The sequence below is a fragment of the Actinomycetaceae bacterium MB13-C1-2 genome (assembly GCA_035621235.1).
Lineage (GTDB): Bacteria > Actinomycetota > Actinomycetes > Actinomycetales > Actinomycetaceae > Scrofimicrobium.
Genome location: CP141731.1, coordinates 1,496,816 through 1,514,104 on the forward strand (window position 1 = coordinate 1,496,816; position 17,289 = coordinate 1,514,104).

The 17,289-nt window shown below is 57.2% G+C and carries 16 protein-coding genes; 9 read left to right on the forward strand and 7 right to left on the reverse strand.

Annotation, left to right across the window (positions count from 1 at the left end; genetic code table 11):
• The first annotated feature begins 106 nt into the window (after window positions 1–106).
• The gene (mobF, locus tag U6G28_06600; protein WRS29204.1) at window positions 107–3,673 is read left to right on the forward strand and encodes a MobF family relaxase; all 3,567 of its coding nucleotides are present in this window, start codon (window positions 107–109) and stop codon (window positions 3,671–3,673) included.
• Here mobF and U6G28_06605 read toward each other — a convergent pair.
• Window positions 3,670–3,852 (reverse strand): hypothetical protein, encoded by a 183-nt coding sequence (locus U6G28_06605; protein WRS29205.1) that lies wholly within the window; start codon window positions 3,850–3,852, stop codon window positions 3,670–3,672. The two genes, mobF and U6G28_06605, sit on opposite strands and share 4 nt — an antisense overlap.
• Window positions 3,853–4,210: 358 nt before the next feature.
• Between U6G28_06605 and U6G28_06610 the strand changes: the two genes are divergently transcribed.
• The gene (locus tag U6G28_06610) at window positions 4,211–5,377 is read left to right on the forward strand and encodes an SIR2 family protein (GenBank protein ID WRS29206.1); all 1,167 of its coding nucleotides are present in this window, start codon (window positions 4,211–4,213) and stop codon (window positions 5,375–5,377) included.
• Window positions 5,377–7,092, forward strand: a complete 1,716-nt coding sequence (locus tag U6G28_06615) for an ATP-binding protein (protein WRS29207.1) — start codon at window positions 5,377–5,379, stop codon at window positions 7,090–7,092. The genes U6G28_06610 and U6G28_06615 overlap by 1 nt, the downstream gene beginning before the upstream one ends.
• Before the next feature lie 24 nt (window positions 7,093–7,116).
• On the opposite strand, the gene nrdH is transcribed toward U6G28_06615, so the two are convergent.
• A complete protein-coding gene (nrdH, locus tag U6G28_06620) occupies window positions 7,117–7,434 on the reverse strand; it encodes a glutaredoxin-like protein NrdH (GenBank protein WRS29208.1) in 318 nt (105 codons plus the stop codon).
• A 42-nt stretch (window positions 7,435–7,476) separates the two neighbouring features.
• Complete coding sequence (locus U6G28_06625; protein WRS29209.1) at window positions 7,477–8,469, reverse strand: DNA-processing protein DprA; 993 nt, start codon at window positions 8,467–8,469, stop codon at window positions 7,477–7,479.
• Window positions 8,470–8,677: 208 nt separating this feature from the next.
• Here U6G28_06625 and U6G28_06630 point away from each other — a divergent pair, with 208 nt between their 5' ends.
• From U6G28_06630 to U6G28_06645, 4 genes are all read left to right on the forward strand, one after another.
• On the forward strand, window positions 8,678–9,040 hold the full coding sequence (locus tag U6G28_06630; protein ID WRS29210.1) for a sulfate permease: 363 nt from the start codon (window positions 8,678–8,680) through the stop codon (window positions 9,038–9,040).
• A 14-nt stretch (window positions 9,041–9,054) separates the two neighbouring features.
• On the forward strand, window positions 9,055–9,399 hold the full coding sequence (locus U6G28_06635; protein WRS29211.1) for a recombinase family protein: 345 nt from the start codon (window positions 9,055–9,057) through the stop codon (window positions 9,397–9,399).
• 280 nt (window positions 9,400–9,679) lie between these two features.
• Complete coding sequence (locus U6G28_06640; protein ID WRS29212.1) at window positions 9,680–10,480, forward strand: hypothetical protein; 801 nt, start codon at window positions 9,680–9,682, stop codon at window positions 10,478–10,480.
• Window positions 10,477–11,631: an XRE family transcriptional regulator gene (locus U6G28_06645; protein ID WRS29213.1), complete on the forward strand. Its 1,155-nt coding sequence runs from the start codon at window positions 10,477–10,479 to the stop codon at window positions 11,629–11,631. Before U6G28_06640 ends, U6G28_06645 begins: the two co-directional genes overlap by 4 nt.
• Before the next feature lie 112 nt (window positions 11,632–11,743).
• Here the strand turns inward: U6G28_06645 and U6G28_06650 are convergent, their stop codons facing one another.
• The gene (locus U6G28_06650) at window positions 11,744–12,076 is read right to left on the reverse strand and encodes a helix-turn-helix domain-containing protein (protein WRS29214.1); all 333 of its coding nucleotides are present in this window, start codon (window positions 12,074–12,076) and stop codon (window positions 11,744–11,746) included.
• A 363-nt stretch (window positions 12,077–12,439) separates the two neighbouring features.
• On the opposite strand from U6G28_06650, the gene U6G28_06655 reads away from it, so the two are divergent.
• Together U6G28_06655 and U6G28_06660 are read left to right on the forward strand one after the other, a co-directional pair.
• Window positions 12,440–12,922, forward strand: coding sequence for a lincosamide nucleotidyltransferase Lnu(A) (locus U6G28_06655; protein WRS29215.1), 483 nt, complete (start codon window positions 12,440–12,442; stop codon window positions 12,920–12,922).
• 27 nt (window positions 12,923–12,949) lie between these two features.
• On the forward strand, window positions 12,950–13,588 hold the full coding sequence (locus U6G28_06660; GenBank protein WRS29216.1) for a CatB-related O-acetyltransferase: 639 nt from the start codon (window positions 12,950–12,952) through the stop codon (window positions 13,586–13,588).
• 30 nt (window positions 13,589–13,618) lie between these two features.
• On the opposite strand, the gene U6G28_06665 is transcribed toward U6G28_06660, so the two are convergent.
• Genes U6G28_06665 through U6G28_06675 form a run of 3 tightly spaced genes read right to left on the reverse strand, consistent with a single transcriptional unit; the run spans window position 13,619 to window position 17,156 of the window.
• Window positions 13,619–13,915, reverse strand: a complete 297-nt coding sequence (locus U6G28_06665) for a hypothetical protein (GenBank protein WRS29217.1) — start codon at window positions 13,913–13,915, stop codon at window positions 13,619–13,621.
• Between the two features lie 39 nt (window positions 13,916–13,954).
• Window positions 13,955–15,883, reverse strand: a complete 1,929-nt coding sequence (locus tag U6G28_06670) for a glycoside hydrolase family 2 TIM barrel-domain containing protein (protein ID WRS29218.1) — start codon at window positions 15,881–15,883, stop codon at window positions 13,955–13,957.
• Window positions 15,870–17,156 (reverse strand): MFS transporter, encoded by a 1,287-nt coding sequence (locus U6G28_06675; protein WRS29219.1) that lies wholly within the window; start codon window positions 17,154–17,156, stop codon window positions 15,870–15,872. The genes U6G28_06670 and U6G28_06675 overlap by 14 nt, the downstream gene beginning before the upstream one ends.
• Window positions 17,157–17,289: the final 133 nt, after the last annotated feature.

The window sequence follows — 17,289 nt, forward strand, 5'->3', positions numbered from 1 at the left end:
GGCCACACGTCTGGCAGAAGAGGGTCGGTCTGAGTCTTGTCACTCGGCTCTGACTGCTTCGTTCCGGGTTTTATGGCCCACCTGCCCTCCGTGAGGGAGGTGGGCCATGACTGTTTCGATGCGCGTGATGAGTGCTGGCGACGGCTACAAGTACCTGCTGAAGTCGGTGGCTGCTGGTGACGGTGACAGGAACCTTTCGACGCCGCTGACCCGCTACTACGCCGAGGCGGGCAATCCGCCGGGGTTCTGGCTCGGTTGCGGGATCGCTGGCTTCGGCGACGGTAAGCTGGCGGCGGGCTCTGAGGTGTCGGAGACTCAGCTCCAGCTCCTGGTGGGGATGGGCCGTGACCCGCTCACTGGTGAGCCGTTGGGCCGGGCGTATCAGCAGTTCGCCACTGTGGCCGAGCGGATCGAGGAGCGAACCAAGAAACTCAGCCCGAGTCTTGACGCCAGCTATCGGGCGGAACTGGTCGCCCAGATTGAGGCCGAGGAGAAAGAGCGCGGGACGCGCAAGGCCGTTGCAGCCTTTGACTACACCTTCAGCGTGCCGAAGAGCGTGTCGGCGATCTGGGCGGTGGCCGATGCGGGCACGCAATCCCTGATCGCGGCAGCGCATCACGCGGCGGTTGCCGAGCTGGTCGAGCTGATCGAGCAGGAGGTTGCAGCAACCCGCGTAGGCGCAACCGGCAACGATGGTGCGGTTGCACAAGTCGATGTCCTCGGCGTGGCCGCAACCGCGTTCGATCACTACGACTCACGTAGCCACGACCCCCAGTTGCACACCCACGTCGTCATCAGCAACAAGGTCAAGACCGCCCAGGACGGGAAGTGGCGGACGTTGGATTCTCGCCCGATGCACCGGGCGGTGGTAGCGATCTCGGAAATGTACAACGCGGTCCTGGCCGACCACCTGACCCGCACTTTCGGTCTGGACTGGGAATCTCGGAATCGGGGGCGGGATCGGAACCCCGCATGGGAAATCAACGGCGTTCCAGATTCTCTGATTACCGAGTTCTCAACCCGGTCCAAGTTCATCGAACAGGAGAAGAACCGGCTCGTTGATGATTACGTATCTAAGCATGGTCGCCAGCCCAGTGACCGGATCGTGTTGAAGCTGCGCGCCCAAGCTACCCTCGCAACCAGACCTGAGAAGGATGTGCGCTCCCTGGCCGACCTCACCAGCGAGTGGCGGAGGCGTGCCACGCAAGTTTTGGGTGAGGATGCAATGACATGGGCCAGGGTGATCACCAGTAGCGAGGTTTTGCCTGTGACGGTGCGGGCCGATGATCTACCCCTTGATGTGATTGAGCAGATCGGCCAGGTGGTTACTTCTGTGGTGGGTGAGAAGCGTTCGACCTGGACCAGATGGAACTTGCACGCCGAAGCCAGTAGGCAACTTATGGGGTTGCGGTTCGCTTCGACCCTGGATCGTAAAGCCATCACCGGCATGGTTGTGGACGCTGCCGAGCAGGCATCGTTGCGGTTGACCCCGCCGGAGTTGGCGCTCAGCCCAGCACAGTTCCGCCGCAAAGACGGCTCGTCCAGGTTCCGCCCCCACGCTTCAACCGTGTTCTCCTCGGAAGACCTACTGAAGGCAGAAGACCGACGCCTGGAACGGGCCGATAAAACTACAGCACCCACCATCCCGTTGGAGACCATCGAAGCGATCACCCGTAAGGCAGACAGGGAAGGCCGTCTACTTGGCCCGGATCAAGCAGATGCCCTGACAGCGATTGCCCTATCAGGCCGCGTCGTAGACGTGCTGGTTGGCCCTGCTGGTGCCGGGAAGACTACCGCGATGAACGCTTTGCGTCGGGCATGGGAGAAGCAGCACGGTAAAGACGCGGTGGTGGGTCTGGCTCCCTCCGCTGTCGCTGCTCAAGTCCTCGCTGAGGATTTGGGGATTGCTACGGAGAACACCGCAAAGTGGTTACACACCTTCCACACCACCGGAGCCACATTCGTTCCAGGCCAGTTGGTCATCATTGACGAAGCATCGCTCGCAGGCACCTTCACCTTGGATCAGATCACCGCACAAGCCGAAGTTCAGGGCGCGAAAATCCTGATGGTCGGCGACTACGCTCAGCTCCAGTCCGTGGATGCGGGCGGAGCGTTCGGGATGCTCGTAGCGGCACACGACGACAGTCCGAAGTTGACGGATGTTCACCGGTTCATCAACGCCTGGGAGAAGACCACTTCGCTCGACCTGCGCCACGGACACATCACCGCCATCGACACTCTCATCAAACACGGAAGGGTTCACGGTGCCGAAGAAGAACAGGCAATGGATGCCGCCTACCTTGCTTGGCGAACAGACCAGGCAACTGGCAAAGCCTCCATCCTTGTAGCGGAGACCCAGCAGTTAGTGACTGCGTTGAATCAGCGAGCCAGAGCTGATCGGATTATCGACGGCACCATCAACCCCGAACGAGAACTCCCGCTCCATGACGGGACTGCGGTGTGTGAGGGCGACCTGGTGATCACCCGACGCAACGACCGACGGCTCCGCTCCGGCAACTCATGGGTACGCAATGGGGATAGGTGGATCGTCACTCGCCTGCGCGAAGACGGATCAATCACCGTGCGCCCCACTCATCGTCGGTTTGGTGGCTCCATCGTCCTGACTGCCGCCTACGTCTCTGAGCATGTGGATTTGGGTTATGCGGTAACCGGCCATAGGGCGCAGGGGGTTACGACTGACACGTCGCATGTTGTTGTCACGTCTACGACCACGCGGGAGAACTTCTACGTCGCCATGACCCGAGGCCGAGAAGGAAACTACGCCTACGTCGCCATCGACCGCCCAGACGAAGACCACTCACACGCCCATCCTGGCGACAACCCAGACGCCACCGCGAGGTCTGTCCTGTTTGGCGTTCTGCAGCACGTCGGAGCTGAACTCTCAGCCCACCAAATGATCACTGCCGAACAAGACCGGTGGGGGTCCATCAGCCAGCTCGCCGCCGAATACGAAACTATTGCCCAAGAAGCCCAAGCAGATCGCTGGCATTCCCTTCTCAGCAGTTCCGGGCTCACCACTGAGCAAGTCGAGGATGTGCTTTCTTCTGATGCTTACGGTGCTTTGTCGGCGGAGCTGCGCAGCGCGGAAGCCAACCACCACGACCTCGACCAACTCCTGCCACGCCTCGTCCGAGTACGCGGGTTCGAGGACGCTGACGACATTGCCTCAGTGCTTCATGGTCGCGTGGCCCGTGCAACCGCTCGGCCCGCAGGGTCAGGGCGCACCAGCAAACCGCCACGCTTGATTGTTGGCCTGATTCCCAACGCCGACGGGCCGATGGACCCCGAAATGAGGCAAGCCCTCACCGAGCGGCGAGAACTGATCGAACAACGCGCCGCCGCACTGCTAGATGGAGCATTGACAGATAGAGAGCGTTGGTCGGCGCGGCTTGGACCAATGCCCACCGAGACAAAGAAACAAGCGGCATGGCTCAGTGCGGCACGAACGGTTGTGGCCTACCGAGATCGCTACCAAATCACCGACAACGAGACTCCTCTCGGACCTGCACCAGAAGACATCAACGTCAAACAGAAGATCGACGCGGCTCGGGCAGGTTCCGCATTACGGCAGGCTACGCAGATTGCCGAGATGCAAGTTGGATTCGAGGTTCGTAGCTCCTCCATCGCCGGGCTGCCCGCACTCGGAATCTAGGAGGCTCCAGCGAGAACACGGAAGTCAGGAACCGTCCCGCAGGTCAAAGAATGGGTCGGTAATGGTGTGAATCCCGTGATGGGGACACTCCCAAATGAATCGAACTCCGTGCCCGTCACTCCCAGCAGGTTCGGGTGCACAGTCGCCACCACACTCAGGGCATGTCCGGTATCTCTCATTAGGGTCTTCTTTCGGCTCTTGATCAGACCGGAAGGACAGGCGTCTCATAGCATTGCAGTTTACGTGGGATCGTGAGAGGAGTGTTGGTTGCCTCGGAGTCGAAGCCGCTACATGACGGGCGTGCGGCCTATTGGTTTCCGAGCCGAGACGAGCTACGGTTCTTGTCTTGCGACGGGCTGTGTCATCATCAACGACTTGTCGGTGTCCGCCGGTACCCTTGGAGTATGAGCTTCTGGTGATGGAGCTGACTTAGTCAATCACCTACGGAGAGATACAGAATGAAGGTCACCGTTGACACCCGGTCTCGACATCAAGGTGTTAGCGTGTTCTCTCGTTCTTTCAAAGAGATGGGGCACGTTGAAGAAGTTGGAAGTCCTGGGTACCTACGTTAACGACTGGGTGGAAATCACAGATGATCCCCCAAAAGACGACACGAAGAAGCAGGAATGCGAAGCAGCCTTTTCGGCGTTGCGTGAAGAACTATCGACCATTGCGAACTCTGAGAACTTAGTCATTCTCGCCGGGTCGGGCACGTCGCTCGGCATCGAAGACAAATCCGGAAACTGCCATGCGCCTAGCATGGGGGACCTCTGGAGTGAGATTGAAATGCTGCCGTCGTTCTCCAAGGTCAAAAGCAAACTGAGCGCGATTCCGATTAAGAACACGAATCTTGAGCACGTCCTCTCCGACGCACAGGCCAGACACTCACTAGAACCAAATGACTCGGATCTGGAAACCTTCATAAGCGAGGCCGAAGGCATTGTGTGGAACAAATGCAGCTTCATCAATGCCGATTCAGAGCTAGGTGCTCATGAACTCTTCTTGAGGAAGGTAGCTCGGCGCTCTACCCGACTCCAGCGAACACAGCTATTCACGACAAACTATGATCTAGCCTTTGAAGTAGCAGCGCAACGGGCCCGATTCAACACAATCGACGGATTCGGTTACGGCGGCCAAGTCTTCGATGGGGCATCATTCGACTTGGATTATGTTCGCCGACGACCACACGAGCCCCTCACACTTGAGCCAAACGTGTTCCACCTACTGAAGCTACACGGGTCAGTCGACTGGGAAACCAAAGACGGTGAAGTCCGCAAAGTCTGTGGAGGTGAAGAACCGACGAACCCAGTACTGATCTATCCATCAGCGACCAAGTACCAGTTGTCCTACCAACAGCCTTACCTGGAATTCATGTCCCGCTTCCAGATCGCATTGCGCCAGCGTGACGTGGGGCTCATTGTTGTTGGATTCGGTTTCAACGACGATCACCTGACAGCACCAGTAGAAGCAGCGCTGAGAAGCAACATCGGAATGCGAGCGGTATTCGTTTCGTCAGGTGTGCGTAGCGCAGACCGTTCAGACACATTTGTCCGGATTGAACAACTCATTCAGAAGGGAGACCGTCGCCTCACACTACTGGCAGGTACATTTGACGACCTTGTAGAGGTGCTTCCAGATGTCCCACCACGGGAAGAGAGCGATGCCCATGCAGAGCGACTAGCCAACGGGGGCATCCGACACTGATGGAAACCCATCCCTTCAGCCCAGAACGCCGCATCGGTCACGTCTATCAGGTCGAGGGCTCCTTCGTCGATGTCACGTTTTCCGCTGCTAACAAGCTCCCCAAATCCCACTATGGTGAGCGCCTCGGTAGGGGCGAAGTTGGTGAGTTCGTGGTCATTGACGTTGGTGGTGTTGCGACGTTCGGCAGACTATTGCGCGTTGGCACTCTCGTCAGTCGAGCAGAAGACCTACTCGACGAATCGGAGCGAAAGGTCCCAGTCGAAGGCCGAGTGCAGCTACTTTCTACACTCAAAATGAGTGGCGAATCCATACGAGGTATAGCTAAGTACCCAAAAGTTGGCGATGCCGTATTTGCCGCTAGTTCTGAGGCGATCCTCGCGGTCATAGGGGCCAATCCCAAATCAACGAAATCCGTACTTCGGCTTGGCAGATTGTCAGTGGATGAGTCGGTACCAGTTGATGTACCACTGACTCGCTTGTTCGGGCGGCACGTAGCTGTCGTCGGGGCTACCGGATCGGGCAAGAGCTGGACTCTCGGCCACCTCGCTGAAAGCGTAGCTACGCTGCGAGGCAAAATGGTCCTGATTGACGCCACCGGTGAATTTCGAACACTCGGTGATCGAGCAACACACCTGGCGTTCGGATCGGTTGCTGGCGAACCACATGGAACCTCTCCTGTTGGAATTCCCCACTACATGATGCGGGAGTCGGATCGAAACGCCTTCCTCAATCCATCCGCCGGATCGCAGCTCCCCAAGTTGCGTGAGGCTGTGCGTTCACTTAGATTGGTTCATGCTGTAGCAAACGATGACTCGCCTGATCCTGCTCACCAGTCCTTCGGTTTGGTGCACGGTGCGTTGGTAAAGACCGGCGAGTCAATCCACACTTACCAAAGTGCAATGCAGAAGTACATCGGGAGCATTGAGAACGCCCACTTTCCCTTCAACTTCAGGGCCTTGGCCGATCAAGTTCAGTGCGAATGCATCTGGCCTACGGGTCCCGGACAGCAATCGGCCGTTTTCGGAGGCACGAACAATAACGAATTGGGATATGTGTCATCGCTGGTAAGCCGTATCAATGACCTTCTTCAGATTCCCGAGATCATGGGTGTCATTGACCCACCGAACGGAGTTTTCAACGCCATCGACGTAATGGATACATGGCTGGCGGACCCAGACAGTCACATACTAAGAATTTCGCTCAAGAATCTGACCTTTGCCAATCACCTGAGAGAGATTGTCGTCAATATATTGGGCCAGACGCTGCTCGGTTGGGCGCGATTAGGCAGGTTCAGCGATGCTCCATTGGTCGTGGCCGTTGATGAGGCGCACCAGTTCTTTGACGTAACGGTCGGCGACGAATTCGCTAGCACCCACTTGAACGCGTTTGATTCCATAGCCAAAGAGGGGCGCAAGTATGGGCTCACCACTTGTGTCGCAACGCAGCGCCCTGGTGACTTGCCATCTGGAGTGCTGAGCCAAGTTGGAATGACAATTGTCCATCGACTTGCAGATGGTCGTGATCGTCAACGAATCGAACAAGCCGCAGCAGAGATCGACCAGTCAGCAACGAAACTTTTACCAGGACTGGTTCCTGGCGAAGCCATCCTCATGGGAGTGGACTTCCCGGTGCCAGTGAGCGTTCGTATCCAGAAACCTGTGGCACCACCAGCGTCAGACGGGCCCAACTACGATTCATGGAAGGCGAACCCATAGGGCTCGAATCTGAGTCGCAGTCCGTCAAATTGCTGCTAACGACATCGCCTGAGGAGTAGGCGACCGGGCTGGTTCACTGCTCGGTGCCCACTGGGTTTTTGGGCTGGTGAGGTCTCGTATTCTGTCTGGGCGGAATCCTGACCATGCTTGCCCGTCGGGGGTCTCAACGACGGGTGCTCGCATCCACCCGGCGGCCTTGACCCTCGCCAACGCTTCAGGGTCGGTGGTCAGGTCGATCTCGGTGAAAGCAATGCCGTGTTTGGCCAGGGCTCGTTTCGTTGCTTCGCATTGCCCGCAATGAGGCTGCGAATAAACCAAGACTTGTTCTTCGTTTGCGCTCATGACTGCGTCTCCTTCCGTTCCTCTAGTAGGTGCGCGGCACGTTCAGAGGCTTAGAGCGGTCGGTTCGACGCTGCGGTTCATTGGACGATCCACGTTGAGAAAGGAGCGCCCCGCGCCTCGTTCTCTGTGATCGAGGAGGTAGAGCACGTCGCTGGCGTTCGTGACCAGTGAGCCAACACCTTGACGGATCAACTCATGCGGGGTGTAGCTGGAAACGCTGGTGACCGGTCCGGGAACGGCCCCGACCTTGCGTCCCATCGAGATCGCTTCGGCAGCAATGTTGATAGCCCCTGACCGCATCGCTGCTTCAACCACAACGGTCGCACCTGCAAGAGCGGCGATGAGCCGGTGTCTGGCGAGTAGTTGCCCGCGCCTTGGCGAGGTGGATGGTGGCACTTCGGAGACCAGGAGTCCCACATCGCCGATGGCATCCAACACGGGTTTCTCAAATGATGGGTAGCGGTGATCCAGTCCGTTACCCATAACCACGATGACTTGCCCGCCAACAGACATGGCTCCGTGGTTCGCTGCGCTCTCAATCCCATACGCGCCGCCCGCAACCAGGATTCGCTCATGCTGAGCGAGTTCTTGAGCCATGTCGGTGGCGACATGATTGCCGTAGTTGGTCGAGGCTCGCATCCCTGTGATCGCCACCCGATCCGACAACGGCATACTCAGAAACGAGGTAGCACCTTTCACCCACAACAAGTACGGCTCACGCACGCCAAGACTTGCCAGTGCTTTCGGCCAGTGCTGGTCGCCGGGAATGAGAGTGTTGAACCCGAGCTGCTGGTAGCCATCGGCTGTGGCTAACACGCCCAGGTCAAGTTTGGGGGCCAGGCGTTCCCGCCAAATCCGGGCTTTCGTGTCATCCACGGTCGGGACACGCCCCTCGGACTCCAAGAAACGCAGGGTCTCAATCCCGCCGTGGGTGCACAAGACTTCACCAGTGGTGGGGTCTGCTGGGTCAGCGATGATCGACAACATGATCCTCGCAGTACGTTCATCTCGTACATGATCAGTGATAGTGGACATGGGCGAGTTCCTCTCAGTAGAAGGTCACCGATCAGGTACGCGAGAAACCACCACCAAGAGGTTCCCCAGATCACAGGGCAGGCGTACAGTGGTTGTTGAGACAGGCCAACCAATTTCAGTGGTCCCGACGGGATCGCCCTACAGCGGGGCACTCAATTCATAGCTGTCTCTGCGGTGTATGACGCCGCGCTATGACGAGGAGACTCCCGTGATCCGTCTAATAATGGCCGCCAGCATCTATATCCATGATTTCCTGCGTCGTTGGATGCCTACAAACGTCATCCGCGACCAAGTCCGCAACCGCCAAGGGCTCAAATGGGGCATTCCGGCAATGTTGCTCGCCGTTCCCTACCTGGGCGTCGCTTACTGGCTCACCACCCTTATCGATACCGGAGCACCAAAGTGGCTTTACCTGATCGTCCTGGTCTGCATCTGGTCAGGAATTAAAATGCTCTGGCTCGGCCCAATCAGCCTCGTTCTACTCCTACGAGTCCGAGCCCAAGAAGCCATCGCCCGCCGCCAGAAGAAAGCTGAACAAGGTGGCGCAGTCAATGATGGCTCCACAGCATGATCCGAGGTAAGTGCATGAAAGCAGTCCTATACACATACCTGCCTATCTCGACACCGAAAGACGTTGAGGCTGAACGCGCCGAGTGTGAACGGATCGCACTTGAAGCTGGATGCGAGATCATCGGCCACATCCACGACGAACCACTCGACCGCACCAACCTCAACCAGTTCCTCGAAACTGCAATCGATAGCGGCATCGACGCCATCGTTGTGACCAGCATCGACCGCCTCGACTTCAACCAGACCCGTGCCGACCAGGTTGTGGAACAACTGAGCAAAGCAGGAACGAAGCTGATCACGCCACACCCCATCTTCGATTACGTATACCAGAAGCTAATCGACGCGATCATGGAACCTTAGAGAACCGGCTCAGCCGGACCAAGATCTTTGAACGTGGGCATGACAGCCTTCCACGCCGCCATCGACAGAGCCGTCCCTGCGGCGCGTTCATCGCAAAACGGTTTAGGACAACGTGGTAACCTTTCTCGCAGCGTTGAGAGGTGAACGCCCGCCGGTACCTTCTTGTCACAACACGCGTACTTGTCCTCCAAGCTCAACCGTAGTAGAGAATTCGACACAGAAACATAGTGATGGTTCAGTTTCATGCGCAATCTACTACCAATGGGGTATGCTTGGCTCTATGATTGATCAAGAGCATTTCTGCGACAGGGTTGATACCAGCGTTCTCGCTGGGATCGCTTGGGCTTACCGCTCTGCGTCTAGTCGCTTAGCAGAGGACTTTTCAGAACCGGCTGGGTACAACGCGACTTGCGCCGGGGTTCTTCTTCGCGCACTCTTTGAGGATCGCCTGGACAGAGTGTTTTCGTGCGGGAAATATGCAGTGGATTTAGGTCAGTCTGGTGATTCAGGGCTCGATTTTCTATTTGCGGAATTGACTCCCGGTGAGATTTCCACTTTCCCTCAGATTTCGCCTGGAGTTGTCTCTAGGTTTAACTTGAACGGAAGCGCAGGCTGGCGCGTCGAAGACGTTCGTTGGCTCCTTGCCTCGGCACGTCCGGGTGAAGTGAATACCATTGAGTGGGCGAGAAAAAGCGAGACAAAGCAGTTGGTTGCTCGGCAACTTGGCAAGAGCAAAGACAACCCGTCACTGTTTGATTCGTTTGGTGATGATTCAGTCCATGAAGGACTCTTTGTTGCGAATGGACTACCAATCGACTTTGACACTCTTGTTGTCGGGTATTCGCTTGATCTCATCACTCTTAAACAAGAGCTTGTAGTCGGACAGTCGCAGTGGAATCCGGATGGCGCGTCTGCGTGGTATTGGACCGTTGACCTCCTTGAAGATCAGACACCAGGTGAAGCCCATGGAGAGTTCTTTGCGCCTTCACTCGTTCAGCCCGATGAGGTTCCAGATGCTCCAGTCAAGCTCCGTCGTCCAGCCGAGTCGGAAGACGACAAGAAGGCCGGAGGGTTGCGGTGAGTGCGGGTGACCGACTCACAGCGGTTGCCACATTCTTTGACGGTGCACGACTGACAACGGCGCGACAACTTGCCGGTCTCCGTAAGACTGAGTTGGCAAATGCTATCGGGAAAAGCCCAGCGTCTGTGACAGCATGGGAATCCGGAAAGAAGCGCCCATCACCTGCTACGGTTGGCCAATTGTCTCTGGGCTTGGGGGTAGCACCAGAGTTCTTTACTTCCGGTGGGAGCGATGCGGCACTCCTGTCGACTCCACACTTCAGGTCCCTTCGTTCCACAACTCAACTAGCCAGAGACCAAGCTTCTGCATACGGAAGAATCGCACTGGAGATTTCAGTCGCGCTGGAGAGACATGTCGAGTTCCCGGAAATTAGCATCCCGTCAATTCCGGTAGATCTGGATCAAGGAGCCGAGGGCACTCCCGAGGATGCGGCACGAGCGTTGCGGGAGAAGTGGGAACTCGGTGACGGACCTGTGGGACATCTAGTGAGGATTCTGGAAAACCATGGAATCTTGGTCGTTTTCAGTCCACCTCAAACTTCGACAGTTGATGCATACTCTTTCGAGTCAAAGGTGCGTCCAGTTGTCGTTCTGAATCCACTTAAGCGGGACTATTACCGTCAGAGATTCGATGTGGCCCACGAACTTGGTCACTTGGTTATGCACTCCGATTCCGAACCTGGAGGGCGTGTTATTGAGGATGAAGCCAATAGGTTTGCGGCAGAACTCCTTATGCCAGGCGACCAGATTCGTTCTCTCTTGCCCACGTCGATGGGCAGGGATGCGTGGAGAAAGCTGGCTCGGTTGAAGGAGGAGTGGGGGGTCAGCATTCAAGCACTCTTATACCGTGCACGCCATCTGGGTAATCTCTCTGATGTCTCGTATCGCAATGCCATGATGTCCTTGTCTTCACGCGGATGGCGGCGGGATGAGCCTGGGAGAGTTAGGACAATGGAACAGCCGTCTCTTATGCCGCGAGCAGTTGCTCTACTTGACGACGAGGGCGTCGATTTACCGGTCCTTCTTGAGGAATCATGCGTGCCAGGTGAGCTATTTGACGTTGCTACTGCTCGGGTTCCCGGAGTTGTCGCGTCCGAGCTTACGGAAGAAGCAAGTCGAAAAGTCGTTTCGCTCTTGCCGCATCTGAAGTGACAATCGGTTCGTCTGTTCCAATTTGTGTTCTCGTTGGATGACTGATTGAGATTGACACCCCGGTACTCGGGCGTACCTTGCCAAAGCTACGTGGAACTCCAGGAAAACGGAGTCAGCGCTCTAGTCGTACCTGTTGACTTGCCGTCTGACGGTCGGGTCCGGGAGATCGCATGGTTCCTCCGATTTCGACGATGGCGTCTCGTGCTCCGGTGGGGCTGATGTCGAGTTGTTTGGCGACTTTGGCGAGGCTGAGTCCGCTCTCGTAGAGTCGTCTGGCTTCCTGTTTGGTTATGGGGGAGAGCTTCTGGTTTCGCATAGCTAAACCGGCCGCGAGGGCGATTTGGGTGATGGTTGTTCGGTGGATACCGAACTCCTTCGCGATCTCCTTTACAGGCGTCCCTGCGACGTAGGCTTCGATGACCTTTTGACGTAACGGGTAGTTCAAACGAGTTTGAGGATTTAACGTTTTGTCTCGGACGCGACTTCGAACGTCGCTGCGTGAGACTCTTGAAGGCCGTGTTACTCGGTGTCGTTTTCCGCGTAATACCTGGGAAACCAAGGTTTTCAGCGCCTTGGAAGGGTTTGAGAAGCTTCTACTTAGGTCCACAACTAGCAGACCCTTTTGGATACGTTGACGCTGCGGCGAAACGTTGAAAGGGCGCGGACGCTCATCAGGCGAGTTCAGATTCTTGACTGAACGGCCCGGGGGCCTCAACTCGCCCTGTGTTCTCAACCGAAGCGCCGACATGGAAGGTCGGTCGCCTCGGCGGGGGCGGCAAGGTAACGTCAGAGGTGGGAGCAGGCCACTGTGAACGATATTGCGACAGAGGGTGCGCTGCTTGCCACTTTGGAGTTCTTCGAACGCCTCGGCGTGCCCTGCTGGTTGGATGGCGGCTGGGGTGTCGATGTGCTCACGGGCAGGCCCAACCGAGAACACAGGGATATCGACATCGATTTTGACGCGGCGCATACGGAACGGGTGGTCTCAGAACTCGAAGCCGCGGGTTACGTCATCGTGGTGGATTGGATGCCGTCTCGAATGGAACTGAGGCACGACCGGTACGGATACTTGGACATTCACCCCATTAACTTCAACGCAGATGGCTCGATTACCCAGGCTGATCCAAACGGTGGAGAATACACGTTCCAGAAGGAATGGTTCTCATCAGCGGAGTACAAGGGCCAGCAGATTCCTTGCATCTCTAGGGAAGCGCAGATGCTGTTCCATTCGGGCTATGAGCTGACAGATAAGGACTATTTCGACATCGAGAACCTGAAATCGATCCAATGACTGACGCGAGCTTGTGAGGAGATTCTGGTGGATGTACCTGATCCAGATCGGTCCAACCCGACGACTCGGGTGGATCTCATGAATGTTGTTTTCTTGAAGAATGAGGTCATTTCAGGGTTCATTGAGGTTGGTGACTATACGTATGCCGATTCTGGGGGTGATCCGACACCGTTTGAGCGGCGCTGCGTGAGGTACTTGTATGGGCCCCAGCGGTTGCGGATCGGTAAGTTCACGGCTATCGCACCTGGTGTTCAGATCCTCATGCCTGGTGGCAACCATCCGATGATTGGGCCGTCTACCTACCCGTTCACTATGTTTGGCGGAGACTGGGGTGAGGCCACGTTGGAAACCTTCTTGGCGATAGAACAACCCGGGGACACGGTCATCGGCAATGACGTGTGGATCGGGCGTGACGCAATGATCCTGCCCGGGGCATCCATTGGAGATGGCGCTGTGATTGGTGCCGGTAGCGTTGTTACCCGCGGTGTTGGTCCGTATGAGGTTGTCGCGGGCAACCCCGCCAGACGGATCCGGACCCGTTACTCAGATGATGCGATTGCCCTCCTGCAAGAGATCGCGTGGTGGGACTGGCCTATCGACAAGATCACCCGCAACGTTGCTGTGATCATGGGCGGGACGCCCGCCGATCTAGCGGCGTGTTTTTAGCGAAAGGCATCTTCGTTCCTTGCGGCGAACTTAGGTTGCCGGTTCGTCTTTGAACCGAATCTCTATCGTGCCGTTGACGCTGACTGTGGCTTCCTCGACGAGGGTGTTCCACGCCTGGGGCGTGTAAGCCACGGGCGGCTGGGTCTGTAGGTAGTCGCGCAATTGGCGGGCTTGGCGGCTGCGGGTTTCCTGCCCCCGGATGGCTTCAGCTACTTGTTGGCGTTCAGCGTCTACCTTCTGGTATTTGTTTTCGAGGGTGGCGTAGTCGGCGTCGTACTGGTCAGGGCCCATGACAGCGTGCGCGCCTTCGGCAATCAGCGTGTTCACGCGGGCATTCAAGTCCAACCCCCAAGTACCTGCTTGCGGCTAAGGTCGGCCCTGGCCGGCATTAGCCGCCACAGCGTTGTTGATCTGTCGCAACTCTGACAGCGGCATCTTCACGACTCGCCGATCATAGGTGACCAGTCCGTTGAGTTCCTCTTCCACGTCGCTCAGTTGTGTATAGACCAGCGCGCCCAGGCCACGGCGGAGTGCTGGTCTCAGCTGCCGATGCAGTTTCTCAAAACCGCGCGCGAACTCGCGCTGGTTCTTGAAGTTGACGTAGCCAAATAAAGCGTCACTCCGGTGGTGGTCCGGTACGGGTAGTCCTAGGCCACCATACTCAGTGAGTGCCAGCACTCGTGAATCTCGCACTCCAAGTCCCACAAACACTGGAGGGCGCATGTAGACATGCACTGAGCGCAGGTCGCCTGCACCCTGGTCAAACCATCCCGAAGCGTGATCGATTGGTCGGCTGGGGTCTAGCTCCCGCAGGCGCTCAGTGTTAGCGACAGCGTCGAACTGCCCCCATCCCTCGTTGAATGGAACCCATAGGGCCAAAGAGGGCACCGAACGCAAATGCGCGACCATCCGCGCCAATTCCTCGCGGTATTGGGCTAAACCTTCTGGATCCTGCCTGCCCAGGAGAGCGCCCGGTTTGTCCCGCAAGGGATAAGGCAAGACGACGCGAGACTTTAGGAGGAAATCGCGCGGAGGCCGCCCACCATTGACGGCATCTTGCCATACCAGGATTCCGAGGCGGTCACAGTGGTGGTACCAGCGCAGCGGTTCGATTTTGATGTGTTTTCGCAGCATGTTGTATCCCGCCGCCTTGGCAAACTGAATGTCCCACTTCAGGGCGGCGTCGGACGGCGCGGTGTATCCACCGTCTGGCCAGTACCCTTGGTCCAGTAGACCAATCACGAATTGTGGTTTCCCATTTAGCAGGAGCGCAGGCTTGCCGTCGGCACGTTCCCCGACGCCGAGTGTTCTGAGCGCAAAGTAGGAATAGACGGTGTCCGTGCCTTCGAGGGAGGTCAGGGTAAGTTCAACTGGGTAAAGCCAAGGGTGTTCTGGCGTCCAGTTCTCTGGCGAGGGAACACTGAGCTCAGTCGGCACACCGATGGGCACCTCGGCCTCCAGTAGCGGATCAAGAACTGGGGATCCCGCCATGAAAGCCGCGCCAAGAACAGGGCTACCAACTTTGAGGCCGACAGTCTGATCTTCAGATCCGGGAGCACTGATTGTGAGGGTCACTGAGTCGAGGGTAGGCTCCCACAGCAGGTCGGCAATGTGATGCACAGGGACCACTTCGATCCAGACCGTTTGCCAGATTCCCGACTGCGGCGTGTACCAGATGCCGCCGGGATTACTGGACTGTTTACCGCGGCTGAAGTATGAGGTGTCCGTGACATCCCGAACCGAGACAACAAGAGTGTTGGGCGCGCCGTCGAGGTTGACCTCGTCCGTTATATCCAGCGAGAACGGAAGATACCCGCCGACGTTTCCGCCGACGTAGGTTCCGTTCACGGCGACGTAGCACGACTGATCGACAGCGCCGAAATGAAGTAGGACGCGGTCGGTGGGTCCCGCCAAGACTGTGAACTGGCGCCGATACCACAGGGTTTCGTCTGGCGAGAGCTTTCTGCTGACTCCAGAGAGGGGGAATTCGGGCGAGAACGGCACCAAAATCCGCCCTTCGTCGGCACCTTCTTCCCACCGTGCGGCTCGAGACGACGCGTCCTGCGAAAGAAACTGCGGGGGCAACTCCGTTGGATCATCGACGAAGCTAGGGTTGTCGGCTGCCCCGGGGTCTTGGATGTCTCCTCGCAGTGGCGTGACGGCGTATTCCCACCAGCCGTTGAGGTTCTGCCAGGACTGGCGCTCCATTTGTGGCCGCGGGTACTCCTGCAGTGGCACGAAGTCCTTGTCGCAAGAGGCGCTAAGGAGGTCCTCGCCCCACCTAGTGAGTAGCATCTGGTCGCACCGTTCTGCGTTGCAACAGAGCAACTGGGATGATGACCATGCTTGCCGTGATTGCGGCAGCCAAGAAGATCCACGGCGTGGGAACCTGTTTGGTGACTCCGAGGTCCACGTAAGTTTCCCCGGCTCCTGAGATCACCGTTGCTCCAATGAACGGTCCAATCCACATGGGAATCAGGACCACAGCGATCATGCGTAGGCCCTGAACCATTCCTACATGCCTCTTGGGTGTTGCGTCGCGCACTCCGGCAGCTGCCGCCGCGATGGCTAGCATCATTCCTGAGAAGACCAGTGTTCCACCAATGATTACAGGAATCATTGTTCGGGCAAACAACATGACAACGTATCCGACGACCATCACAGCAGTGGCCGGAACGATGGACCGAACCTTGCCGAACCGATCAATTGCGCGTCCGCCCAGAATCGAAATGATCGACGAGAAAAGAATTACCGCAGCAAGGATGATGGGGTACGAGTCCAGCTGTAGTCGCTTTTGGATATAGATGATGATGTACGGCATGAATATTTGAACGCTACTAGCAATAATGGCCCAGGTAGCCAGCAGGATGTAAAGTTCAGGGTGCTTCCGGGCTGTGCTGGGCCGCAGTCCGTAGACCAGCGAACTGAAGAAGGGCTCATCGCTCTTTTGGATCGTGGGAGCATCTGGGGCCAGCCACCAAGCCGAGAGGCCAACAAGGACTGTCACCCCTCCAACGATTAGGAAAAACAACGACCAGTTCCCGCTCTGGGTGAGCCCATCCAAGGCTCCGAAGACAATAAGCATCGCCAGCAGGGGCAGAATTTGCAGAACTGCGTCGACTCGGCCGCGGTTTCCCTTATTCGTTGAGTCAGTTACCCAGGCCGTGAAAGCCGCATCATTTGCGCCAGCGCCAAACAAGGACATTACGCAGTCCAGGATAATGATGGCCAGGACTGCTCCCGTCCAAACTTTTGCTCCCTCTGGGTCTCCTTGGACCATGCCGAACATGGCGGTAACGATTCCCCACGCCAGATACCCGAATGCTATGAATGGGCGTCTGGTACCCGCCTTGTCACTCCATACGCCCACCAGCATGGTGGCAATTGTGGCTGTGAGTGCCGAGGATGCGACCATTGCTGCAATCACGTGTGGAGAGTCCGTGATGGTGTCGTAAACAAACACGTTCAGATACATGTTCTCTACGGTCCAGGCCAGCTGGCCCACCAGTCCCAAGATGACGGCACTCGCCATGAAACGCGCGGAGATAGGTGTTAGCTCACGATTCACTCAAGCTCCTCAGCGATTTTGCATGCAGCACTGCGCGTGTGAGCCGAGTATAACTGGTCTGGTTATCTCCCTGACGTCACAGCACTTTCCGTCGTGGCGGCCAATGCTCGCTGCTGTTTTGCAGCTCCCTCAT